The following is a 24,447-nucleotide window of genomic DNA, read 5'->3' as shown; positions in this document are numbered from 1 at the left end:
TGAAGTATGGCGCGTCCTGCATCTGCATAGAAATTCAGCTTCTAGAGACAATAAGCTTAATGAGTCGAATCAGTTCTTTAGCATCCTCTTCGTCTAACTTTCGAAGAACATTCTCGGTCCATGCAATTCCTTCATTATGCCTATCAATCATAAATTGCTTACCTGAATCCGTAATGAATACAATCACCTTACGTTTGTCGTTGACATCAGTACGCCGTACAACTAGTCCTTTCTTCTCCAGACTCTTCAGTGCCGTTGCTACCCGTCCCGTACTGACGGACAAGTATTCGCTCAAGTGGCCAGAGGTGACCCCGTCCTTATTGAAATTCAGACAAATGAGAATCCCCATTTCGCCACGTGAGAAGTGCCCTCGTTCCTCTAATGCCGGTTTCCGCGATTTGACGACATACTCGAATAGTTCTGTCGCTAATGCTTTATAATCCATTGGTCACAACACCTTCTCGCTAATACCTTATAGTATGAGATAATTAATCTTATAGTATAAGATAATAATAATGTCGAGTCACAAAGTCAATTAGAGAAAATATGGAATACAAAAAAATCCTCCGTAACTAGCTTGTATCTTTACCAATTTTTCTACACAAAGTCCAATGTAAAAACATCAGAGCTAAAACTGAATCTCTTCTTATGTATCTTCCTCTGAACATCTTCATTATTGTTTGTAAGGTCAAGTTCTACATGCCGTACTTTGATGAATCGTCTGGTCATCGATTCCGCCCACAGATTCAAAGCATATTCGGCAATCTTACGCACTTCTCCCGCCACAATCGGGAACCTTCTTCCATGCTCATGCCCAGGCAGCCAGCAAATTGGTTTGAGCAACAATATTCTGGATGCTCTCTGTGATCGCAGAGCTCATTAATTAGACCTTTTGTAGAGTACCTTGATAGAGTACTTTACAGAAGGTCTAAAGGACGTACTTTTTTTGCTTAATCGACCAATTCAAATTCCTTTATCGTTGCATTCGGTCTTAAAATATTTTCCTGGTCGAATATAGCTAGAGGTTCATCATTTTTAACTTTGACAGGCCAATTATGATTAGCAAGAGCTCCTTTGCCGCCATAAAACGCAAGTTGCTCTCCTTGTGGTTGCACTGCTGATGAAGCCAATTTATTTGATTCGAATCGTTTTACTGACCCAAGCAGGTTCAATCAGTAATGTATACAGTCAGTCTTAAAACCCTGTAGTATACTGTGTAGGGATTGCAGTTTCTTTTTTCAATTTTGATGCTGCTTCCAGTGACCAATAAGGATTTCTCAACATCCCTCTACCCACAGCAACCAGATCGGCCTCTTCATTTCCGATAACTGCATTCGCCAAAATTGGATCTTCCAGTCTTCCAACGGCCATCACCGGAATATCCAGAGCTTCTTTGATATCTTTTGCCAAGGGGACTTGATACGCTGCGTGAGTTCCTGGTCTGCCCCATGCAGCTATAGGTCCCTCACCGCCAGATGAAATATCAAACATATCTACTCCTGCCTTTTGATATTCCTTGGCAAAAGCAATGCTTTCCTTAATACCATATCCACCTTCTACATATTCTTTGGCAGAAATACGCATCAACAGTGGCATATCTTCCGGCATTTCGCCCTTCGCTGCCTGAATGATCTCCCGACCAAAAAGGGTAAGATCTTTACCATATTCATCTTCCCGTTTGTTCGTAAGCGGCGAATGAAATTGATGAATCAAATAGCCATGTGCACCATGAATTTCAATGCTGTCGAATCCAGCCTTAACAGCGCGAGCTACAGCAGCACGAAATTTTTCAACGAGTCCTTTAACCTCTTCTGTTGTAAGCGCGCGAGGTTGTTTTGAGTTTTCATCAAATGCAATAGCAGATGGTGCTACAGGGACTTCAGCATCTTCCGCCTTGCGTCCGGCATGCGCGATCTGGATTCCCACTTTGGCACCGTAGCTGTGACAAGCATCTACAATCCGTTTGAGAGCAGGAATCTGCTCATCTGACCATAAACCAAGATCAAAATCGGAGATACGACCATCTGGCTCTACATCTGTCATTTCAATTATGATAAAACCAGCTCCGCCTACCGCCCGGCTAACGTAGTGTATATAATGCCAATCTGTGGCAACCCCATCCTTTTTGTCAACCGAATATTGGCACATTGGAGGCATAACTACGCGATTTTTCAATTCCAAACCTTTAATTGTATAGGGACTAAATAAATCTTTCATGTGAGAAAGACTCCTCTCTGATTTATATTATGAAATGCATCAATAAAATGCATGCACAAGCATATACATTAACATGTTTGTTTCATTTGTCAACTCTAGGCATGATTTCAAAACTTCAAAGTAGCTGGTGCAAATAATTCTTTATTGTTTGGATTCACACTTGATCCTCATCTTCAGATTTTTTGCAATGCTTCGACAACTGAATCGTCACCAGTAATCAGATCAAATGCTCGCTTGTATGTGTTCTCCTCATCTAAAGCTGCCACAATGGCACGGGCTACATCCTCACGTGGGATACTGCCATAGGTGATATTCTCCGCGGCAGCCACTTTTCCCGTACCGATTTCATTCAAAAGAATCCCCGGTCTTATGATTGTGTAGTTCAAACTGCTGCTTTCCAGCTATGAGTAATGGCTATACTTGAGACAAAAGTTATTCTTACATTCCTAAAATTTCTAGTTATAAGTGATACTTTCTTGCTTTATAACTGAGACTTTTTACGTTTTTTTTGGATTATAACTGAGACTTATCCTCCAACAATAACATAATCACACCCTAATATGATCACTCGTCATTCTATAACTGTGAAGAGAAATGAGAACCAGTAGATTCCTTTTAGCTACTGGTTCTACCTGAACCGCAACAGCGACACAACATCCGTTTGAGTAAACTGTAGGCGATCTGCCCGGCTAAAAAAGTCTCAGACATATACCAAAAAAAGTATAGCTAAATTCGTCTCATGTATTACCGTAACTCATACCTGCGTCAATATGCCGGAAGTGTATTCAATAAGATATCCTTTTTCACGAGCATATTTGATTGTGTTTCTAATCCGACGCTGAAACTCCATTGGTGATTTAACCTTTCCGATATGAATTTCTATCGTATTATCCCATCGAAAATAGCCGTAAATATTCGTCCCTTTACCAGGAACTCGTAGCCACCAGACTATTCGTGTTAAAGCTAAGCAATCCAAGAAGAATGCCATAATGTCGATTGACAACCATGAAACCGGTGCATGACCTAAATACAAGAATAATCCAACGAGAAAACTAAATATAAAATTTATGCAAACAGTTTCAAGCGAACGCCCTTGATAAAGCCTGAAGCAAAATTTGAATCTCTTAAACATTTCATCCCACCAATCTTTAAATCTCTGCAGTTGTCTCCATGCCGTGGTTTTTCCACCATTTGATCACAGTAACCGCTGACTCCCCAAGATCCTGTAAGTCAGTAACGTGTACAGCATGACAACATTCAAGCTTTTACCCGGACTAGATGCCCCTCATGGATCGAAATCCATTCGTGCCGAGAGGAGTTCGGGCTATCTTTCTCAAATGACCACTCGTATCTCCCTGGTATCCAGCCGTCCCCAAATTTAACCTCCATGTAGCTACACGCTTGGATCGGCTTACCGGCAACAAAATGCCGCAGGCCATTGCCGCTGCCTTCGTGTCCAAGTGTAATCAGATCTTCAATCATTCCATCTTTTTTCGGCTGCGGAGTCATCGGGTCCTTCTCCCCAACCCACTTCCTGACTTTCAGTTCCAACCCAGGGATCGGTTCTATCCAATCCGCATCCTAATAATATGTTCCGGTGTGATTCCGAAGTTATCCGCTGTAAATAGTATTCTAAGCTGATTCGTTGAAAAAAGTCCTTGAGTTTCTGTAATTGTTCATTAAAATTATCTATCTTGGTTTGCGTTCCAGCCATAAAAAATCCTTTTCAAGTCCTCAATTATTGGCATACATATCGACCTGCACCCGGCTGCAGGCTGGCCACTTCCCCAATCGATCTGATTGACTCCGCAGCCGCTTCCAGGTCCTCAATCAATTGAACTCAATAGGTTTCAATATATTTGATTACTTGATCTACAGTCGAAAAAGGTTCTTTATCTAACTTTTTTACCAATCGATCAAAAACCTTATTTTCAAATCCCGATTCATTTCTCAATACTTCAAACCGGATGTTCTCCTCTACCGCCGGCCCTCCAATTGTAACTTGATCTCCTATCAGCATACCTTCAAGATTAGCTTTTCGACTTAGGCTTAGTTTCATAAAACTCATCCTTTCCTTATTAATTAAGTCCAACTGATCGACTGCACAGCCCGTAGCAGTTATTCAATCAATCTTTACCTCTAAAAATTTTCTCCCGCTGGATTGATGGCTGAACCGAAACATTGTTATCTCCTGACTACAATCAATCATTTTAAGCCCATTATCTTTAAACAGGCATTCAGCATATCCTTGTTTTTATAGATTACAACAGTAATCTCCTGTCGTGCTCTCGTTAGCATTTGGTACAGCATTTTGTCCATACGATAGGGAGGTGCCCCCGCTTCTCTAGTAGACAAAAGCTGCCCAGAATCGTTGTAATAAAAACGCTCGTTTATTACAACGGCAACTTTATCAAATTCTTGTCCAATAACATGATGAGCGTTTCGATTTCCCACTGAGTACTTATCAATTGATAAAAGGTAATAGCTGGAATTGGTATAGTCGATTACTTCCCAACTATTTTCTTTAACTGCTCTAAGTAGTATCGCAAAGATTTTGCAGAATCAAAGTACTGAAGATGAATATTTTTATAGTCCATATTATTGTTGATATTATTGGTATTGAATAAATTGGTAATAAAAGCTGCAATCTCCTTATTAGTCCTTATCTTTTGAGTGAGTTTATATTTTTTATGATTTAATTGCTCAATCTTTCCGACTGAATTGTTTAAGAGTTCTTTAGTTTTAGTAGTAAAGACTTGATCTGGGTCGTATGGAAAAACACATTTAACTTGGTTTTGTCTCACATAATCAATGATAATCTCTAGTTGGTGGATGTATATTCGCTGTGTTTCATCAACGATGATAAACCCATATTTTTCCTTTTTTCTAAAAATATATATAAATCTTTAATTGGGTGAGGTTGTAGATCTAAAATGGTCTACCATTGATCTGTTCAATAAAACGATCACTATCAGACATACGGTCACTTCTGGTTCACTGAATGGAAAGTTGCATCAATTAGCAATTTATAAACTCAACCAAAGTTCCTATCATGACACAATAAATTATATACTGGAATATCTATCAATAGCAGTTCATATGAATGTATATAAGGAATTCATTACAACCACTGCTATGTATGAAAAAGTGCGAAAATTAGCTACAACTGAGCAGCAACAACAATATGAAAATATTATAAAGGGAGTGCTGACAAATGAAAAAAGCATTGGCGGATATGTGCCTAGCAGTTGCGCTTTTTAGCGCTATCGTTCCAATTACTTCTCCTACTGAAACAGTTGTACCTTTCAACCACGGGTAAACGGGTAGTTTGTTAAAAGAGGCTGTCCCAAAACTAAACATTTGAACGCCCTCACCAGAAAAATAGAATGATAATCGTAAAAAGCCAAGGACTAAGCGGTCTGTTTTCGCTTAGCTCCTTGGCTTTTGTCTTGCGTGGCTCTTTAGCCGCAAATACTCTTGCTCACTTTGATATCGCGATCCCCTTGGTTTTTGTACACTGCGGCTTTAACGCAGCCCCGTTGTTTCTTTGCACTCCACCTAGGCGACATTCTTTAGCTTGGCGTATTGTTGCAGGTGTAAGGCTTTTGCCGAAGCCCAACCACCGTTGACAAATTGACATCGGACAGTTTGTCCGATATAATCAAAACAAAACGGACAAACTGTCCGAATTTATAATATGAAGGGTGAAACTGGGATGAATATAAAAAAGTTGTATTTTTTACCTGTAGGTGAATGTTTCCTAGATCAATCGGCAGTTAATCGAACCCTTGCCCCCGGGAAATTAGTCGGAATGCCTGTGTGGTCTTTTCTATTGGAAACGACCAGCGGGCCGATACTCATCGATACGGGAATGCCCGACGCTTTTATCAACAATCCCGATTACTACAAGGGGACTAGACGTGAAGGGCGCGTCGTCCCCAACATGTCTGACGGCGACTCAATCGTAAATGTGTTAAAGCGTGTAGGTTATCGACCTGACGATATTCAAATGGTCATTAGCTCCCATTTACACTTGGATCATTCTGGGGGAAACGGGCATTTCCGCAATACGCCGATCCTTATTCAAAGGGCAGAGTATGATGCGGCCATAAACAATGAGGATTACTCTCCATTAGAGTGCAGGCTGCCCGATTTACAATATCAAATCATTGAGGGTGACCATGAATTGATTCCGGGGGTTCAAATTTTATTCACTCCGGGTCATTCCCCTGGCCATCAATCAGTCCTTGTCACAACGGAAAAGTCGGGTCCAGTGCTACTGACAATTGATGTTGCTTATACTCGGGAGAACTTCGAGAATAGCGTACCGTTCTTGACATTCGATCAAGAGATGGCTGCCAAATCGATTACTCGCATGCAGGAGTTAATTCAGGATGTTCGGCCGTCCTATGTTTTCTTGGGACACGATAGAGATCAGGCGCAAAAATGCCGCACCTTTCCTGACTTCCTGTAATGGAGGGACAGGCTATGGATACTCAATCAATGGCTTTATCCGGCAATGAGCGGAAATTAATGGGGACACTTTGCTTGCTCATTATTTTCGGAAACATCAATATGACCATGTTTAATTTGTCTATACCTTCGATTTCCGCTGACTTTGCCCTGACCTCCTCGCAGGTGAGCTGGGTTATGGTCGGTTACAGCATTTTGATGGCTATCGGCGCCGGTACTTACGGCAAGTTAACGGAGTCCTTTTCCTTTCGCCAGCTGTATGTCATTGGTTTAATCCTTTTAGCTTTCGGCTCTATGATCGGCTTTTTTGCAGCTTCATACTTGCAAGTCATCATTGGAAGACTGCTGCAGGCAGCAGGGGCCTCATCCATCTCTCCCCTGTCTTATGCGGCAGTAACCCTGTATTTTAAGCCTACAGTCAAGGGACGGGTGCTGGGAACCTTATCCGCCACAATTGCCTTTGCTTCCGGCTTCGGGCCTGTGTTCGGCGGTTTCGTGGAGCAATACTTTGGCTGGCGTGCTTTGTTCATCGTGTCCAGTCTGAGCCTATTTGTTATCCCTTTGATATTCAAGTATGTTCCTGACAAGAAACACGACCGCGGTTCATTCGATTTTCTCGGAGCTGTTTTGTTCTCCGCGGGACTGGCGTTGGTATTGCTAGGGGTTACGAACTATTGGTTTATGCTCATTGCAGGAGCAGCAGTTCTTCTATGGTTCGGTACTCATATTCAGAAAAAAGAACATCCATTTATCGATGCATCTTTCATGAAAAATGCTCCTTACCGACGAATTCTAGGGATTGGATTCCTTACCTTCGTATGCAACACGGGGTTAACCTTTACTCTTCCTGTCATGATGAAGAATTCCTTTCATTTACCAACTAGTAAAATCGGTCTGCTGATGCTTCCCGGTGCCGCCTGTGCAGCCTTGCTCGGATCCCGGATCGGAGGTTGGACAGATCGTTTCGGAAGCTCCCGCGTGCTTGTCATATCGCAAAGTCTCGTCATCAGCGGATTTATACTACTGGGGGTATCCGTACATTTGCCGCCATGGATCGACGCTTTATTGATCATTATCCTTATGATTGGATTCAACGGTGTCCTCACCTCTAGCAGCAATTTAGTTTCGACGACACTCCGTTCGGCTGATCTGGGTGTAGGGATGGGTATTTTCACACTGGCCTATCTCCTAGGCGGAGCATTCGGCCCTGCGCTGGTCGGCCGACTTATTGATCTAAAGATGCCTTTTTCTGTTGTTTATTTTACCATTTCCCTGTTGGCAATCCTGACATACTTATTCGCAAGAAAAGCAAATCGTAGCGGAAGCTATGGTAATTAGTTTGGTAGACTTACGACATGTCCGAAAGATACGGAGGATGAATAGATGAGTAAATTAAATTTCCAACTGTCCTTTGCTGCTATTCATGAGCTGGCCGAGGGGATCCGAACAAGGGAAATATCCCCGGTAGAGATTACAGAACATGCGCTTCACCGCATCGAACGTTTGAATCCGAAACTGAACGTTTTCGTTACCCAAACGTCCGAACTGGCGATTGAACAAGCGAAGCAATCGGAACGCGATATTATGCATGGTCGGTACAAAGGGCCCCTTCACGGGATTCCCATCGTTCATAAGGATCTATATTACACTAAAGGGATCCGAACAACTGCCGGTTCAAAAATATTGAACAGCTTCGTCCCCGATTACGATTCGACGGTTGCAGCTAAGCTACATGAGGCTGGAACAGTTCTGCTAGGCAAAGTACAGACTCACGAGTTCGCTGCGGGATTGACAACAACTAGCCCGCACTTCGGTCCTTGCCTCAATCCGTGGAACACTGAACTTGTAACGGGAGGTTCAAGCGGCGGCTCGGCTTCTGCTTTAGCGGCTGGACTTACTTATCTGGGCACAGGCTCGGATACCGGAGGTTCGATCCGCATACCCGCTGCTTTGTGCGGTGTCGTAGGGATGAAGCCGACGTACGGTCGGGTCAGTCGGTATGGTATCATTCCAATGGCCTGGTCATTGGACCACTCGGGTCCGTTGACCCGCTGTGTCATGGATGCGTCCCTGTGCTTGGATGTGATGTCTGGCTTCGATCCGAAGGATGAATCGACTGTCGATCTGCCTGCGCCAGGTATCAAGATGTATCCGAATGGTCTCAGGGGTGTGCGTATCGGATTGCCGACAAGCTACTATTACGAGGATTTGATGCCGGAAGTGGAAGCTGCGATGAAGGCCGCTATCAATAAATTCCGAGAACTGGGAGCAGAAATCATCGAAGTTAGCCTGCCCCTGATCAAACATGTTAGAAGTGCGACGATGGCCATTATGATGACGGAAATGTACTCGTACCACGAGAAGTGGCTTGAGACAGAATTGGAACAGTATGGACCGGACGTCCGAATGTTTCTTGAAAGCAGTAGAGATATTCCGGCTTCCATTTACCTTCAGTCTCAGCGGGCCCGGCAACTAATTGTCAATGATTTTTTGAATGCATTGTCCGGAATCGACATCTTGTTGACGCCGGCAACACCGATCACTGCGCCGCGTGCAGATGATGATGCTAGTGTATTCAGATTGAACTCATTTACGGTTCCGACCAATTTGACTGGCTTGCCTAGCCTGAGCATGCCTTGCGGCTTCTCACCTTCCGGTCTGCCGATTAATATGCAATTGATTGGCCGCCCCTTCGAAGAAGCGACAGTACTAGGTATCGGCAATACTTATGAAATGAATACAGACTGGCACAAGAGACATCCGGATTTGTAAGCCTGACTATATTTGATGGAGGGTAATCTATGGATCAAAAGCAACTTAACTCTGAAGTTAGCAGGAAAGCATCAACCGAAACCGGAACAGATACGACGAGCGACAAGAAAAAAGCATACGAGCAGTTTATTCATACGATCGCAAGTTTAAAGGAACTGGACCTATCGGGCATTGAACCGCATTTGCCTCCAATTTACAAAAAGCACTATACCAAGAATTAAAAAAAAGCTCATCGGTCACCCAAATGAATGTATTTTTAATTTTTCACGAAATGTATTATAATTATGAAGACGGACAACATGTCCTATACACGAAAAACGGACATATTGTCCGTTTTTCGTGTTAAATAACAGTTAAATTAATGATGAAGGGAGATGTTTATGGTGAATTCAGAATCGCAATCTGTCTCTCTGAAAATTCCCAGAGAGGAGTTAAACCGAAGACGAATTTTGGCGGCGGCTAGAGAACTTTTCATCAAAAACGGTGTTGACAATGTCAATATGCATCAGATTGCGAAGACTGCTGGAGTAGGACAAGCAAGCCTATACCGCCGCTACTCGGATAAGGGCGACATATGTCAGGAGATCGCGTATGAAGAATACCAACCTTTGTTTGATGAAGTTCAAGCATTTCTTGATCAATCCCCAGAAACCGCTGCCTTGGACCGGCTTTACCATGTAATCGTAAGATATGTCTCTTTTTTAGAGGCGAAAGTTCCTTGGCTCTGTGAGGTCAGCCGGGCCTCAACCGGGCATCGTCCGTTACAATCTCCGTTATGTCAATGGATGCGCAATATAAGCAGAAATCTGCTAAATGAGGCCGTTGAACAGGGAGACGTATCCGGGGTGGACATTTCATATACTATTGAAGCCCTGCTGGCCGTGCTTCACAATATCGATTACCATCTCCAAGATGAAGGCTTTACAAGCCAACGAGTTCTTGATGGATTACACCGCATATTTATTGAAGGTTTAAGAGCTAATAGACATTAATTGAGGGGCTGGCCACAAAGCCACATAACATGGATGAGGGATAGTCCTGCGTAACTCCTCTTTTTATCTCATAATGGTATATTGAATGTACAAAGAAACCATATCCTTTCAAATGGTCGGGTGGTACCTCCATTTTACCCAGGAACGGTTTCTTATTGTTTTACAATTGGAGAACAGGACGTCCCTAGTCATTTTTATGACTTATGGGACAACCCTTTTTTTCTGCCAATGGCTGCTATGCGAATTGTCCGGATCGGACTTCCATGGGACGCTCTCCTTATTCGGTCTTCTTATCATCAGCAGCGCTCTTTTGTCTACTTCCTGTAGGCTTCGTAGCAGCAGGCTTAGTAGCCTGAGAATCCATGGAGAACAAGCAGGTTTTCATCTTATGTATTCCAAAATTGCAGTTGAAGAGATTTGTACAGCACTAGGGGATTTTATTAAAATTTAGTCTATCTTTCTCCTGTTTATCAATTCGGTCAATAATATCGGAGATTGTGCTATATTTAACTTCTGCTTCGTTCACCAATTTCTTGCCGTTCTGGATGGCAAATTGTCATCACTTTGTTATCTTTTCTTCCTGTGTATCCTTTTCCTTTATTTGATATTAATCTCTCAAGTCCTCTGGATATCGATGCGTCTTCTTATTTTCTATAATTTGCCAAAATGCGCATAATGGTTGCCCTGGATCCGCCATACTTTTTCACAATTTTAGAGATTAACTCTTCTTGCTTAAGTTTAAACACTTCTTCATCCTCATGAAGAAGTTCCTTATATTTATCATTAAATTTTGACACGGCTTGAATATTACCATTCTTTATCTTTTCGAGTAAAATCAGCGGCTGTATCAGATCAAAACGTTTACTGACCTCGTCTCTTTTTTGCGGATCTAATTTTGCAAGTACATTATCGTATGACTTCTTCTCTTATTGCTTCTCAAGTTTCATCGAGGCTTCCGGTACAAAAGTCGGGTGATTCACTAAATCAGTAAAAAATATCTCTAGATCCTCACCATCAGGCCTCCTTAGCCACACATGAGGGGGATTTATGGTAACCACCTTGAACTTTTTCCCATAAAGACAACACTAAAGTACCTTCTCTCTTTTAAAAAAACTTTCAAAAACTTAAGGTTACGGGACAGAGATATCGGAGGTGTTTTTGGGAAAACTACTTGATATTCCCAATCCTTTTTTGATGCGTATGTTCTACAATATTTATTACACAATTCTGTTCGATCATTGTTTCGTTCTTCTTTGGGCTCCAGTTTTATTTGATAAAGTATTGGAATATGCCCTTGCCTAAAAACCAAAACATCAGGAACATGGAACCATTCATGCCCTTCCTCAAAGATAGACACTTCAACTGGTTGTACATAATAACGAATCACTTCTGTATCCAATTCGAGATAGTAGTAAAAGAGACGTTCGGATAATGACTCATACTCAACGGTTCGTTTGTTTTTCTGACTAAAAAAACTACCAATAATATGATGATGGTAGTGACTTCCACGGTTACTTACTTTTCGTTTTGGTAGATATAACTCATCTTCCAAACTCCACGTCCAACTTCTCCAACCCATAACCAAACCACCTTTACGAAAAGTATCAATTATGATCCTAAATTTGAATAATCAGTCTCAATTATTACCGTTACTCACACCAGCACTCTATCCGCATAATGTTTTGCTGCATAGTAGGGGAGGATATTGTCATGCCAGTTCTTCCGGTTATTCGCCTGAATTGCACTGACCATAATAAAACGATCAATACCTGCCTTTTCAGCCGCTTCAATTGTTTTCCCAGCACCATCAAGATCGATTAACAACGTTTTTTCATATCCCATTTTTCCACCAGAGCCAGCAGTAAACACTATAGCATCGCACCCCTTAGCGGCTTCTGCAATGGAGTCTACAGTCCCTTCCAAATCTGCAAGGATCGTTTCAACGCCCTGTTTTTAATAAGCATCAGCTTGTTCTTGTTTCCTAACCATCGCACGGACTGTGTGTTCTTTGTTTTCTTTCAAAAAATGGATAAGATGTTGTCCAATTTGTCCATTTGAACCTACCACCAAAACCTTCACCTAATCACTCCTCATTATTATATTTTTTCCTTTCCCATTAACTTAAATCACCATTCTTGGGCAGTAAGGTCGATCATCTTGTTCTAATTAAACATTAAGTAACCGAATGGTTTAGCACATTACCAAATAAAAAAACATGCGCATGCATTTAATTTGGTGAAAAAATAACTTGCTGTCAAGTTTTGAATACAGATATTGATTGCTTATTTTTCAGAAAAAATACGTCGATGATTTGAATAAACTTTGGTTCATCTTTGCTTTCTAAGTTCTCATCTTTCGGCACGTTAAACTTTGAGCGCTTCTGGTATCCACTAGGAAGCGCTCACACTGTATATTGATTTTGATGTGGAGGAAAATCTACATTCTCATGCTCTCCATAAAAAAGCTCAATGCATTGGACACCCACTTCTTGGGATGAAGAACAAGCTGAATTTCCAGTTTGAGCTCGGCATGCTCAAAGGGTAACACCTTTAGCTCTTCCCGTTCGATCTCCTCCAGCGCAGCCATTAGAGGTAGAATGGATATACCCTCTCCAGTCTTGATGCTCCGTTTGATCGCTTCCGGATTACCCAGCTCCAGACTCACGCGATAGGTGATTCCATTTGCTCGAAGCACTCTCTCCAGCAGTTGTCTGTAGTTGCACGTATGCTCGGGCATGATCCACTCCGCATCAACCAGATCATTCAGGTCGATTCGCTCTTTAGCGATAAGCGGATGGTTCGGATGGACAATCAGCACAAGCGGTTCTTCTCGAATGGTAATCCACTGCAACGCCGGATTGCTTGAATCGTCCGCGAGGATCAACCCAACATCGGCCTCCCCTTCCCTCACCTGGTGCAAAATCATCTCTTCGCGATCCGTATGCAATCGTATGTTCAGATCTGGGTATTCTTTGCGAGTCGCCTGCATATACGGCGGCAGAAAATACGAAGCAATGGAATCCATAGTACCGATCGTCATGGAGCCTCCGCCCTGCTTGGCCAATTTTTCTTTCGATTGCTCGAAAAGCTCCAGCATTTGTCCAGCAAGCTTGAACAGCTCTTCTCCGGCGGAGGTAAGACGAATCTTATTGTTATTGTAGCGTTCGAACAATTTAACTTGATACGTTTTCTCCAGCTTCTGAATCTGGGTCGTGACGCTGGATTGTGCGTAACCGAGCACTTCTGCTGCTCTTGTAAAGCTTTCACGAATGGCAACTTCCCGAAATGTTTGAAGATAAATGAAATCCAATCTGGCCACCCCATCGAAAATTTTGATTAGAATCATCGTTTATTATAGATAACTCTGATGCTGTTTCCTATGTTACATTAGATTTAATTCAACGGGAAGGGATAACTGATGATGATGAACGAACAACATATTCATGGGATTTTCATACCGCTGATTACACCTTTTACGCGTGACTATAAGTTGGACATCGATTCGTACCGGAAGTATGTTACCTATCTTGCAGGCCATGACATCCAGGGTCTGGTCGTTAACGGTACGACAGGAGAGTCGCCAACCGTATCCTGGGATGAAGTGAAGCAGATGGTACATGTGACGCAGGATGTTCTGAAGAGCATGAACAAAACCATTCCGATCGTCATTGGCACGGGTACGAACGATACCTATTCAACGGTGCATCGGACGGAAATGGCGGCTGAATTAGGAGCGGATGCAGCCATGGTGGTCACTCCGTATTACAACCGGCCGACGCAGGAAGGAATATTGGAGCATTTCCGTGTCGTATCTCGTGTAGGCCTGCCTGTGCTAGTATATGAGATTCCGGTTCGCACGGGTAGTCGCATGACAATAGATACAATACGCAAAGTGCTGGACCTGGATGGCATAATTGGGCTCAAGGACAGCACGGGCGGTCTTGATCTGCTCTTAAAATTGACCCAGTACGAGACCAAGCCTGTCCTCTGCGGAGAGGATGCCTATTTCCATGCCATGCTATGCCAGGGGGCTACCGGTGGTATGCTTGCATCTACTCATCTCCATATCCAGAAGTATGTGGATATATACCAACGTTTTGTGGCTGGCGACATGAACGGGTCGCGAGACAGTTTTATGCTACTGGAACCGATGATCCAGTATGTATTTGCAGAGCCAGCCCCGGCCGCGATCAAGTGGTGGCTTACCCAACAAGAGATTATTGCCGCCGAGCAATTGCGTCTGCCACTTATGCCCCTGTCGGATCAGGTGAAGCAGGGTCTCCTGAATTCAATCGTTTCCTGATAAATCAGCTTATCTCAGACTCCCCGATCATAACGTAGAAGAAGCATCTCCTGGACAGGAGATGCTTCAATTCTTAGCCGGAACAGGCCACCTTTAGAAAAACGAATTTAAGAAGATACCCGATATAGTAGAACGTTGTAAATTACTGGTCGAAAATAAGTGAAGATGTATGTGACGCATAGCAATTTGGTGTTCGTAGACGCGTCTTTTATCGAGCTTAAAAAATGTCCGAAAGATCACTGCGCATCTTCATCCCCAACCAACCCCAACTGTCTGCCATCAGGAAAACATTTTTTACAAGTCCCGCTATCTGCATTGGGTTGTCTATAAGCGAAATTATTGCAAAAAGAGGGCTGCCGATGAATTTCACCGACAGTCCTTCTCTTTCAAGCAGTATACTCCTCACTCCTATTCGCTGGACAGCTCCTTGAGCGATTTGACTTTACCATGGGGATGCTGCTCTTGCTTTCGTGACTTCCAGGCTGCTTCTTTCCTTTTCTTCTGGTGAGCCATAACAGATATCCTCCTTTGGAAATTGTGATGTATACTACTTTCTTAAGTTGTCATTTCTCAGCTCTGTTCATTCATAAAACTAAATTCGTTGAATTTTCTCCTACATATCACAATCCCAAATATAGGATGTCAAAATCGCTTAATCATAAAAATGCACTCACGCACTTTATGTTTGCGGGGGTGTATTTTTGTGATTAAGCAGATCATTGTTCTATTATAATCCATGTATGAACTTACTTATTTAAAATAGGTATCTCTCCAAGCAGATTCTTTAAATTAATAGCATCCCACGGCATATGCTCTGTTATACCTAATCCAACTACATCTGTTTCTTCAGATAGTTCTTTAATCAGATTAAGTAGCTGAGGCATTTGCATTGTTCCCGCAGGAGAAAAATTATAGGGCGCTTCAGGGTTGGCGAACAGTAAAGAACGAAATGCTTTTGGGTCAAGCACATCTAAATCAAGGTGAATAGCTAGATGCTTAATGCCACTTTCTTTAATCCACTCTCTAATAGATTCAGTACTATTCGTTAACTCTTTGGCTCCTGCAGTTTTAATCCCTAGTCTTTGAATCACTTCTGTGTCTGATTCTGCAGGAGCTATCCCTAGTCTTTGAAACGCTTCTGAAATGGCTTCTGTTTCTTGTTCTGTAGGAGCCGCTAATCCCGCGATAAAAACATTTTCAGGTTTTAGTGGGATTTTCACATGTTTTGCGAACTCCTCATCTCCTTCTCCCAAAAGATTTCCGAGCGGTAATGTATGTCCGTTATCATAGCCCACATATCTAACTAAATCACTGTGAGCATCGATCCAAATTAAACCTAATTCCCCACCGTATCGTTCGTTCAAATAAGCAAATGGAGCTTGTTCCACTAAGCAGTCACCACCAAACATTACAATACGATCTGGCTTATGAGCATCAATGATATGCTGAGCCGCCTCTAACTGTTCAAGTAGCTGTTTTCTCCCATTCATACCGTTTTCGTTTTCAAGCGGAGTACCGTTATAAGCTTGAATTGGAACATGAATAAGGGGTTGATCATTATCTGGAGCTAGCCAAGCAAGCAGTTCGGCTCCAAAAGAGTAATTAGGATTGTTTCCCCCTTGCCATTGTGGCATTAACAGACGTATTGTTTTTTTAGTCATGTTTTTCTCTCCTTTACTTCAAAAGTAAGGTTAGTATAAACTGAACACAAATAAAAACGTAGTACGCACTATTTTGATAGGTACTACCCGAAAGGATATTGTAAACATGAGTATGGCTGAATTTAAAGGTAAAGTTAAAAACATTCAAGATACACCTTTTGGTTATACAGTTTCACTGATAGGTGGTAAATGGAAAATGGTTATTATTTATCTCCTAGCCGAAAACCGAACAGTTCGCTTTAATGATCTGAAAAGACAGATAGGGGCTATTACTTATAAAACATTGAGTTCACAACTAAAAGAATTGGAAGCGGATGGTCTGGTGAATCGGAAAGAATATCCTCAAGTCCCCCCTAAAGTCGAGTACAGTCTCACAGATAAAGCAGAAACGCTATTACCTGTTTTGGAAGGGTTATGTGAGTGGGGAACAAAAAACCAAAATAATTAAATCCAGTTTTCTAATAAAAAGCCTGTATGCGAAAAGTTGTCCTGTTTTCCAACATTGCTATTCCAAGCTTAAACTCTCTAGTTAAGTGAATCCAGCAATGGCTGAACAACAGCATGCAACCGTTCTGCAAATTCTATTATATTAATTATCGCTTCAAGCCAGATTTATTTCCCGAATCACTTCAAGCGGAACCTTCGGTTTTCGGTCTTCCGTCAACAACCCGTTGACTTCCTGCTGTACATCGGTTACCTGTGTATAGCAATAGCCCGAGAGATAGGGGGTCGCTTTAATTGCTCCGGTGATTGCACGGAAACGTTCGATAAAAGCTTCGACTGAATCCACCTGGTTTCCGTATCCCCAGCCTTTGTCCGTCTGGAAGGCAATGCCGCCGAATTCGCTTATGATAATCGGTTGTCCTCGGTAGGCATATCCTTCTGCAAAGGAATATTTCCAATTGTTAAAGGAGATGCTGTTGTTTACGATGCTTTCCTTATGCTGATATCGCTCCAAAAACTCTTCGCCCGTCTCCACATAATCATGAAGGGTCAAAATATCCGAGACCGTATGCTCCCATCCGTCATTGGTAACCACCGGACGATACGGATCAATCGTCTTCGTCAGATGATAGATGGTTTGCGTGAACTGCTGCTGCCTTACATCATGTCCAATGGTCGATATGCCCCACGATTCATTGAACGGGACCCAAGTTATGATGCTTGGATGATTGTACTGCTGCGGCACGATTTCCAGCCATTCCTTCGTAAAGCGGCTAACCGCCTGATCATTGAACTCAAAGGTCGACGCCATTTCTGACCAGACGAGCATACCTTTCACATCACACCAATATAAAAAGCGAGGGTCTTCCAGCTTCATATGTTTACGAACCCCGTTATATCCCATCGCAGCTATTTTATCAATATCTTCGATAAGAGCTTCTTCAGAAGGGGGAGTCAGATGAGTTTCCGGCCAATAGCCCTGATCTAGAATCAGCCGCTGGTAAAGAGGGCCATTATTCAATAGAATCTGTCCGTTTTCAATCGATATTTTCCGCATGCCAAAATAAGAATACACCCTGTCGCTCTCTTTCTCATCCTCATACAGAGCAAACTCTACATCGAACAAGTTGGGCGATTCCGGTGACCACAAGCACTGCTTCCATGGACCACCCGCTTCATGAAATACATGGGCCTCCACCGTTATCCAGGGCCTGTCGGCAGACAAGCTGATCTTTTTCACATGCTGTCCTTTCAGCGCAATCCGTGTCTCCAGGCGTAAATTATCTTTAGCCTCAATACCCATGAGCTGAAAGTCAAAGCGGATCATATGACGGTCGATATCCGGTGTTATCTTGACCTCATTGATTCTTACCTCATTCACATATTCAATCCACACACTTTTCCAGATTCCGGTGCTCTGTACATAAAAGCATTCAAAGTTTTGATCCACCCAGCGCTGCTTTCCCCGGGGCTGCGTGCAGCTCTGACTATCCTCCACTTTAAGCACGATGCTATTCTCCGAGTCGTAAGTGATATAGGGTGTGATGTCGAAAGAAAACGCAGCATAACCTCCTTCATGCTCACCAACCATAATTCCGTTCACCCAGCATTTCGCTTTATAATCTACACCCTGAAAATGTAGAATTGTCCTTTTCGCTATTGCCTCCTGCTGTGGGACCTGCACGCTCTTGCAGTACCAGACCACCGAATGGAAGGTCTCGACTCCGATCCCGCTTGCCTTGGTTTCATAAGTAAAAGGTACGTGGATTTTGGCTCCCTTCGGAAAATGATGATACCATTGCTCGCTTTCACCCATTTTGCCGTCGTCGAAGGCGAAATCCCACTCCCCATTCAAATCCAGCCACTCTTTGCGGACAAATTGCGGCCTTGGATAATTTTTGATATAAGCGTTTGTAGTCATACAGTTTCCACCTATCCTTTGATATATAATTAGTCACCTTAGCCTGATGACTTTACAGTGTATTGCTATCATCTGTAGGTCCGATCGTCATCCTTTACTTCCGCTTTGAAATACAAACAATAAAATCAATTTGTTACACTATTTTTGTATATTTAGGGGATTATATAGCGATGCGTTTTTAATGTCAACGCTTTCAAGTTGATTTTATGTAACTAATAAACTGAATAAGGCTTTAGCTACAGAACACCTGCAACTAAAGCCTATCTACCTCACCCCTATCTCAATTCATGACATAATTCACAGTCATTTTAATATTCTGATCATAATCTCCAAATTGCTTTCCGAACAGGTTGAGCCCACCTTGATGCACCGCATCTGGCTTAATTCCGATCCGTAGATGCAACTTGTGGCTGTTTTGCAGGTTGAGCTGATCCAGTGTAACCGAGGAAACCTTCTCCATATCCAGCGCAGTCTTCTCTTTATCTACTCGCCAGGTCTTGAGCAAACCATACTGGGTAGACCACTCATACCACCAGGCAGGATTCAGCTTGCCGCGCCTGTCTCCAAAATCACCGGGACACGTCCACATACCAATCTCCACGCCATTAATCCACAAGGAAATATCGGAAGGCCAATTGTTGTCATAGTTCGGTGCTTCTGAGCACATTTCCATCGATAGCTCAAGCGATTCTATTCGCGCTCCTGCCGGTATTTCGAGCGGCATTAAATACTCGACATAGCCCTTGCGGAACCATATCATCTGGGCTCCGATATGCTTCGGGTGAAAAAAACTCGCCGGTTCGTCCTCACGTATGATCATCCCGTCGGCATTGGCCATACCACACGTCGGTGAAACCTCACAATCGCTATAATGACCGATCGGCATGTCCACTTCGTAGATCTGTACATCCCCTTTGGGTACTGCTTTTTCAAGATTTAGCGCAATATGAATGTCATCATAATTGCGTCTGCACATCTTCATCGCGCCGCGAGAGGCAGGCAGAAGCTCTGTATTAATCAGTCTAGCTGCCTCCAAAACCTTGATATTGTTGGCTACCGTAGATACCGGAAGTTGAAGAGCTTCCGCTATTTCTACAATATTAAGGTTTTTGGAAATCAAGAGGCGGAGAATATCAACTCGGGAACGGGTGGATAAAGCATGCGTAACCGTTACCAGCTTGTCCGGATCATCAAAACTAAGCTCAAGCATTGCATCACCCATCTCAATTTACTGTGATTATATTACAATAAGTTTACTTGTATGCTTTGAAACAGTCAATAATATTGTATTAAATTATTAATTTTGTATTAAATACCGATCATGTCCGATTTCTCTGGTTCAAGAACCCATAGGAAAGACAGCGATTTTTGAGCGGAACCCTGTATACAAATGCAACACGTTATTCCTTTGCTTTATGCAATAAAAAGCCACTGATCTTCGGATTAAGATCAGCGGCTGATGCTCTCTTCATTTTAAACTTTCTTTAATACCCATACTCCATACGGTTCCAATGGTACGGTACCAGTAAGCCTCCTACCGGAAAGGAGTTCCTCCGTCTCAACACTCAGTTTAACCTGAGCCGTTTCTCCGCTGTAATTCAGTAGAAATAGCAGCTCTTCTTGTACATCCGCACGAATAGCGACTTCTACCGTCGAAGGAGCTTTGCACCACCCCGCAAGCGGAGATGTCACCGGCAGCTGTCTTAGGAGCTCAGCCGCTAATGCTAGGTCAAAAGCTGCACCCCAATAGTAGACCAGTCCCTTGCCGACACGGTTGACGGTCAAGGCCGGTTTCCCTTCATAGTAGCTTGATGCGTACTCTGCGAGTACTTCTACCGTATCAGCATGAACATTCAATATATCGTTGAAGCCTGGAGCCCAAAAATCAAGAGCTTGATCCTTAAATCGCACCGATACAGGTGATGCCGTCCCATTTATCATCGTAAAGTCCTCTACGTGGACGCCGCTCATTGCGGCTGCAGGGCCTGGGAGTGGCTGCATACGGCAGTGACCGAACTCGTTCTTATAACCGGTGCGGCAGCCGAAGATCAGGGTGCCTCCATTCTCTACATATTTCTGTAACATAGCTGCCGTACTGTCTCGTAGGATCGCCGGATGCGTGTATACCAGCACCTTGTAATTAGCCAGTTCCCGCAGCTGTTCTGATTCCATACCCGGACGGATTGTAACTATATCCGAAGGTATATGTCCATACTGCAGTGCCTTATACCAGCCGAGCTCACTTTGCTTTGTCAAGGGACCATACCATTTATCCAACTCGCCATCCCACTCGTTATCATAATCGCGAAGTAGAGCAACCTCTGCCACGTAGCGTTTGCCAAGAATCCGCCCCCCGACCTTTTGCAGCTCCTTTCCGACGCGGCCTGCTTCTGCGACCCGACGATTCGGCTGATTGTGATAATCATTGATTCCATGCCAGTACATTTCCGTACCAAACGTTGCCGTTCTCCAGCGGAAATACAAAATCATGTCTGCCCCGTGAGCAATGCTTTGGTAGGTCCACAATCGCATCTGCCCCGGGCGTGGAGATGGCATCTCCATCCTGTTCACCCATCCTCCCGGACCGGATTGCTGCTCCATCACGCAGAAATTTGGTGAAATCCCTCTGACGTTACTTAAAGAAAGCCCCCACTTGCGATCCAGCAATGGCTTCTCCCCTTGGTCCGGATAAATGGTACTAAATTGAGGATAAGAATCGTACGAGAAAAAATCAAGCAGTTGATCCGTCATCCTATGGCTATCCAAATGCCCGAATACACCGTTGGTTGTCACCCACTGATTAGGCGCCACTGACCGAAGTATGTCCACTTGTAGCTTGGCAAACGAAATGGTGTTATCGGATATAAATCGTTTCTCGTCCAAAGCCTGATGAGGATTCGTTGACCCAGATACGGTCGGACGTGTTAGATGGACCTGCTTCCAGCTGTTATAAGTTTGATTCCAGAATACAGCACCCCAGGCCTTGTTGAGCTGCTCCAACGTACCGTATTTTTCCTCTAGCCAGCGCCGGAAAGCCTGATGATCTGCCTCGGCATAGAAGACGTTTATCTCGCAGTTCAGCTCATTATCAATTTGCCACCCAATGATGGCCGGATGATCTTTGTAATGTTGTGCCATCTCTCTTGTAATACGTGCGCAAAGCTCTAAATAAATGGGACTACTGTAGTTATAATGCCGACGCTGACCATGTTGGAACGTGACCCCCTCCATAGATACGTTCAGCACCTCGGGATACTTATAAGTAAGCCATGCTGGTGGCGTAGCTGTTGGTGTGCCCATGATCACTTGAATCCCGTTCGCATCTGCCTGCTCCAAGAAACGGTCAAACAGCGTGAATTCGAACTTTCCTTCCTCCGGCTCGAAGATCGACCAAGCAAATTCTCCAATCCGAATGATGCTGAAGCCTAGTTCCTTCATTCTTATGAGATCGTCCGACCACAACGATTCGTCCCAGTGTTCAGGATAATAACAAGCTCCCAAATGAAAGCGATCTAAAGATAAGGATTTCGGCATGCTCCAATTCTCCTTCAGTAGAAGTGATAGTACGAAAATGTGATTCTCTGGTAACCGTATCTATTGTAATATAGGAATAAAAGGATTAGAATAACTCGATTTTGCTAATTGAATTACTTTTTTGCTAACTTACTCAAGGAGATGGACACATGATTAAAATAGATTGTTATCTTCCTTCGCCCATTCTAAATAAAGGTATGCTGTTTCCCGAATCATTAGGGCGTTACAAGAACTTCCCTAATCATGGGGAGCGAAGGAATGCAGGATTACTGAAAGAATACAATTTACATATCATTTTTGCAGGCAAAGGCGTTATTGTGCATGATGGGAAGGAAATCGAGCTTACCCCTGGCATGGGCTTTCTTTTCGACAAGCATACGACGCAGCAATATCGAACAAAACCCGAGGATCCCTGGGATGTTCGATGGATTCATTTCGACGGGCAGGACGTAGATTCGCTATTACAAGGTCGAAGCATTCACGAACCGTATCTGTTCTCGCTCCACCGACCAGAACGTTTAAAGCCACTGATGGAAGAAATGCTGCAACTTGCCCAAACTTACCGTCACGACTATGATGTACGGATCTCTTCCCTGCTTTATGAGGTTCTTCTGGAGATCATCCACCATTCCCACCAAATTTTCGGCACCTCTCCCGGCGGCACCGTCCATGAGAGGATTCGTCATACGGCGGAATATATTCGTATGCATTGTCGGAACATGCTCGATTTGAAGACAATGGCTGCGACGTCAGGTTATAGCTCCTTTCATTTTAGCCGGCTCTTCCATCAGATCATGGGCAGCACCCCAGCTCAATATTTGCTCCAATGCCGAATAACGCTGGCCAAACATCTCCTTGTATCCACGGCACTCACTGTAAAGCAGATTGCACTGGAAACTGGCTTTCATCAAAGCAGCTATTTTATCAAGAGATTTCGGGAGCATACAGGCATCACACCGGAGCAGTTTCGCCAGCTGAGAAGGATGGGTTAGTACAATCTAAAAAACTCCTTCAATAGCTGGGCATGTGTGTATGGCAGCGTACAAATCGAAATTACAAATTTTGCAGTTGAATAAAAGAATAAGCGGCCGCTTAGGACGTTTGGTTAACATGTCCTACGCTACCGCTTCTGTTAATGTTTTTTATTTCGCTTATATATGGGATTATATTGTCTGTTTGGATATTGCTCCGAAATATTCTACAACTACCTCACGGAATTCCAGAGCAGCCCGCGAAATATACCGACTCCTGTGCCATAATAAAGCGATCTCCCGTACCAATTCGTGATTTTCTACTTGAAGATATTTAAGATGTTCCCGTGAGTTTCTTGCCGTGCTTGGTATGAAGGCTATGCCAATTTCAGCTTCCACAAGCGTACTAAGCCTTGCAGGTTCATCCCCCTCATACACATACTTAGGTATAAAACCTTCCGATTTGCATACAGAGTCCACTAAATCGCGAGTACCGTAGCCTCTCTTTACACCGACAAACCATTCATCCCTTAGATCTGTCAACGTTACACTGCTTCGATCTGCCAGCCGATGCCCCTTTGGAACAGCTACAAGGATTGGGTCGATAAACACGATTTGGCATTCGATGTCATCTCCCTCTATTGGAGGTGAGGACAAGCAAAAATCGACCTCTCCTCTATGAAGCAGCGTTACCATTTCCTGCGTGGTCAGCATTTGCACATGAAATTGAATAAAGGGTCGCTTTTTCCGAAACTCTCGCAGAATATTGGGTAATGTGCTTGCGGTGGTCACTGCCAATTCGAGAGTGCCATGTTCCGGGCTGGATAAATCACTTAGCTCCTGCTTCCCCTGCTCCAATTCAAATAAAGCCCTCTCTGCACGGTGAAGGAATCTACTTCCGAACTCATTCAATCGCAGTTTCCTCCCTGTTCGATCGAATAGAGGAACCCCCAGATCTTCCTCCAGGCGATGAATCGTTTTGCTCAGCGACGATTGAGTAACGTGCAGACTTCGTGCAGCTTCGGTCACATGTTCCAAACGAGCTACCGTCAGAAAATATTGCAGTTGGAGAAGTTCCATTATGATCCCCCATTCATTCCCTCAAGTCAATGAGATTATAACATCAAATGCGTTGGAATAAATAATCGATTTCAAGTACG

23 protein-coding genes and 2 pseudogenes are annotated in these 24,447 nt (G+C 43.4%); 8 read left to right on the top strand and 17 right to left on the bottom strand.

Features of this window, described 5'->3' with window-relative positions:
* Nucleotides 1-34 precede the first annotated feature (34 nt).
* The 6 genes and pseudogenes from G9G54_RS23665 to G9G54_RS23645 form a co-directional block, all read right to left on the bottom strand.
* Nucleotides 35-445: a MarR family winged helix-turn-helix transcriptional regulator gene (locus G9G54_RS23665; RefSeq protein ID WP_165179823.1), complete on the bottom strand. Its 411-nt coding sequence runs from the start codon at nucleotides 443-445 to the stop codon at nucleotides 35-37.
* Nucleotides 446-950: 505 nt separating this feature from the next.
* Nucleotides 951-1,130, bottom strand: coding sequence for a xenobiotic reductase b (locus G9G54_RS25895; protein WP_238808370.1), 180 nt, complete (start codon nucleotides 1,128-1,130; stop codon nucleotides 951-953).
* Nucleotides 1,131-1,194: 64 nt separating this feature from the next.
* Nucleotides 1,195-2,217 (bottom strand): NADH:flavin oxidoreductase/NADH oxidase, encoded by a 1,023-nt coding sequence (locus tag G9G54_RS23660; protein WP_069291934.1) that lies wholly within the window; start codon nucleotides 2,215-2,217, stop codon nucleotides 1,195-1,197.
* Nucleotides 2,218-2,390: 173 nt separating this feature from the next.
* Nucleotides 2,391-2,618, bottom strand: a pseudogene (locus G9G54_RS23655) (NAD(P)H-binding protein); the annotation flags it as partial.
* Nucleotides 2,619-3,474: 856 nt separating this feature from the next.
* Nucleotides 3,475-3,726: a hypothetical protein gene (locus G9G54_RS23650; protein ID WP_165179808.1), complete on the bottom strand. Its 252-nt coding sequence runs from the start codon at nucleotides 3,724-3,726 to the stop codon at nucleotides 3,475-3,477.
* A gap of 331 nt (nucleotides 3,727-4,057) precedes the next feature.
* A complete protein-coding gene (locus G9G54_RS23645) occupies nucleotides 4,058-4,285 on the bottom strand; it encodes a hypothetical protein (protein ID WP_238808368.1) in 228 nt (75 codons plus the stop codon).
* 1,647 nt (nucleotides 4,286-5,932) lie between these two features.
* On the opposite strand from G9G54_RS23645, the gene aiiA reads away from it, so the two are divergent.
* From aiiA to G9G54_RS23620, 5 genes are all read left to right on the top strand, one after another.
* Nucleotides 5,933-6,691: a quorum-quenching N-acyl homoserine lactonase AiiA gene (gene aiiA / locus G9G54_RS23640; RefSeq protein WP_165179822.1), complete on the top strand. Its 759-nt coding sequence runs from the start codon at nucleotides 5,933-5,935 to the stop codon at nucleotides 6,689-6,691.
* Nucleotides 6,692-6,705: 14 nt separating this feature from the next.
* Nucleotides 6,706-8,028: an MFS transporter gene (locus G9G54_RS23635; RefSeq protein WP_165179821.1), complete on the top strand. Its 1,323-nt coding sequence runs from the start codon at nucleotides 6,706-6,708 to the stop codon at nucleotides 8,026-8,028.
* 45 nt (nucleotides 8,029-8,073) lie between these two features.
* Entirely contained in the window at nucleotides 8,074-9,462 is a 1,389-nt protein-coding gene (locus G9G54_RS23630) for an Asp-tRNA(Asn)/Glu-tRNA(Gln) amidotransferase GatCAB subunit A (RefSeq protein ID WP_029515916.1), read from the top strand.
* A gap of 29 nt (nucleotides 9,463-9,491) precedes the next feature.
* The gene (locus G9G54_RS23625; RefSeq protein WP_165179820.1) at nucleotides 9,492-9,683 is read left to right on the top strand and encodes a hypothetical protein; all 192 of its coding nucleotides are present in this window, start codon (nucleotides 9,492-9,494) and stop codon (nucleotides 9,681-9,683) included.
* A gap of 159 nt (nucleotides 9,684-9,842) precedes the next feature.
* Nucleotides 9,843-10,454: a TetR/AcrR family transcriptional regulator gene (locus tag G9G54_RS23620; protein WP_165179819.1), complete on the top strand. Its 612-nt coding sequence runs from the start codon at nucleotides 9,843-9,845 to the stop codon at nucleotides 10,452-10,454.
* 644 nt (nucleotides 10,455-11,098) lie between these two features.
* On the opposite strand, the gene G9G54_RS25890 is transcribed toward G9G54_RS23620, so the two are convergent.
* The 4 genes and pseudogenes from G9G54_RS25890 to G9G54_RS23605 all read right to left on the bottom strand — a co-directional run bounded on the left by G9G54_RS25890 (nucleotide 11,099) and on the right by G9G54_RS23605 (nucleotide 13,799).
* Nucleotides 11,099-11,251, bottom strand: coding sequence for a hypothetical protein (locus G9G54_RS25890; RefSeq protein WP_238808366.1), 153 nt, complete (start codon nucleotides 11,249-11,251; stop codon nucleotides 11,099-11,101).
* A gap of 248 nt (nucleotides 11,252-11,499) precedes the next feature.
* The gene (locus G9G54_RS23615) at nucleotides 11,500-12,033 is read right to left on the bottom strand and encodes a TnsA endonuclease N-terminal domain-containing protein (RefSeq protein WP_165179818.1); all 534 of its coding nucleotides are present in this window, start codon (nucleotides 12,031-12,033) and stop codon (nucleotides 11,500-11,502) included.
* An 80-nt stretch (nucleotides 12,034-12,113) separates the two neighbouring features.
* A pseudogene (locus tag G9G54_RS23610) lies at nucleotides 12,114-12,533 on the bottom strand (SDR family oxidoreductase); the annotation flags it as partial.
* Nucleotides 12,534-12,890: 357 nt separating this feature from the next.
* Nucleotides 12,891-13,799 (bottom strand): LysR family transcriptional regulator, encoded by a 909-nt coding sequence (locus G9G54_RS23605; RefSeq protein WP_416145810.1) that lies wholly within the window; start codon nucleotides 13,797-13,799, stop codon nucleotides 12,891-12,893.
* Nucleotides 13,800-13,877: 78 nt separating this feature from the next.
* On the opposite strand from G9G54_RS23605, the gene dapA reads away from it, so the two are divergent.
* Nucleotides 13,878-14,756, top strand: coding sequence for a 4-hydroxy-tetrahydrodipicolinate synthase (gene dapA, locus G9G54_RS23600; protein ID WP_238808362.1), 879 nt, complete (start codon nucleotides 13,878-13,880; stop codon nucleotides 14,754-14,756).
* Between the two features lie 217 nt (nucleotides 14,757-14,973).
* Here dapA and G9G54_RS23595 read toward each other — a convergent pair whose 3' ends face one another.
* The 3 genes from G9G54_RS23595 to G9G54_RS23590 all read right to left on the bottom strand — a co-directional run bounded on the left by G9G54_RS23595 (nucleotide 14,974) and on the right by G9G54_RS23590 (nucleotide 16,417).
* The gene (locus G9G54_RS23595) at nucleotides 14,974-15,126 is read right to left on the bottom strand and encodes a hypothetical protein (RefSeq protein ID WP_165179817.1); all 153 of its coding nucleotides are present in this window, start codon (nucleotides 15,124-15,126) and stop codon (nucleotides 14,974-14,976) included.
* Nucleotides 15,127-15,164: 38 nt separating this feature from the next.
* Entirely contained in the window at nucleotides 15,165-15,269 is a 105-nt protein-coding gene (locus G9G54_RS25885) for a DUF6254 family protein (protein ID WP_023988604.1), read from the bottom strand.
* A 233-nt stretch (nucleotides 15,270-15,502) separates the two neighbouring features.
* Nucleotides 15,503-16,417, bottom strand: a complete 915-nt coding sequence (locus tag G9G54_RS23590; protein ID WP_165179816.1) for an arginase family protein — start codon at nucleotides 16,415-16,417, stop codon at nucleotides 15,503-15,505.
* A gap of 106 nt (nucleotides 16,418-16,523) precedes the next feature.
* On the opposite strand from G9G54_RS23590, the gene G9G54_RS23585 reads away from it, so the two are divergent.
* Complete coding sequence (locus G9G54_RS23585; RefSeq protein WP_013310350.1) at nucleotides 16,524-16,865, top strand: winged helix-turn-helix transcriptional regulator; 342 nt, start codon at nucleotides 16,524-16,526, stop codon at nucleotides 16,863-16,865.
* A gap of 153 nt (nucleotides 16,866-17,018) precedes the next feature.
* Here G9G54_RS23585 and G9G54_RS23580 read toward each other — a convergent pair whose 3' ends face one another.
* The 3 genes from G9G54_RS23580 to G9G54_RS23570 all read right to left on the bottom strand — a co-directional run bounded on the left by G9G54_RS23580 (nucleotide 17,019) and on the right by G9G54_RS23570 (nucleotide 22,316).
* On the bottom strand, nucleotides 17,019-18,782 hold the full coding sequence (locus G9G54_RS23580) for a glycoside hydrolase family 2 protein (RefSeq protein ID WP_165179815.1): 1,764 nt from the start codon (nucleotides 18,780-18,782) through the stop codon (nucleotides 17,019-17,021).
* A 280-nt stretch (nucleotides 18,783-19,062) separates the two neighbouring features.
* The gene (locus G9G54_RS23575; protein ID WP_165179814.1) at nucleotides 19,063-19,992 is read right to left on the bottom strand and encodes an ArsR/SmtB family transcription factor; all 930 of its coding nucleotides are present in this window, start codon (nucleotides 19,990-19,992) and stop codon (nucleotides 19,063-19,065) included.
* 263 nt (nucleotides 19,993-20,255) lie between these two features.
* Nucleotides 20,256-22,316: a beta-galactosidase gene (locus G9G54_RS23570; protein WP_165179813.1), complete on the bottom strand. Its 2,061-nt coding sequence runs from the start codon at nucleotides 22,314-22,316 to the stop codon at nucleotides 20,256-20,258.
* Nucleotides 22,317-22,465: 149 nt separating this feature from the next.
* Between G9G54_RS23570 and G9G54_RS23565 the strand changes: the two genes are divergently transcribed.
* A complete protein-coding gene (locus tag G9G54_RS23565; protein WP_165179812.1) occupies nucleotides 22,466-23,308 on the top strand; it encodes an AraC family transcriptional regulator in 843 nt (280 codons plus the stop codon).
* A 171-nt stretch (nucleotides 23,309-23,479) separates the two neighbouring features.
* Here the strand turns inward: G9G54_RS23565 and G9G54_RS23560 are convergent, their stop codons facing one another.
* Entirely contained in the window at nucleotides 23,480-24,367 is an 888-nt protein-coding gene (locus tag G9G54_RS23560; protein ID WP_165179811.1) for a LysR family transcriptional regulator, read from the bottom strand.
* Nucleotides 24,368-24,447 lie beyond the last annotated feature (80 nt).

It is taken from the genome of Paenibacillus sp. EKM212P (assembly GCF_011066115.1).
Classification (GTDB): Bacteria; Bacillota; Bacilli; order Paenibacillales; family Paenibacillaceae; genus Paenibacillus; species Paenibacillus polymyxa_B.
Note: the sequence above shows the minus strand (reverse complement) of the source record. Positions and strands in the feature narration are given on the sequence as shown.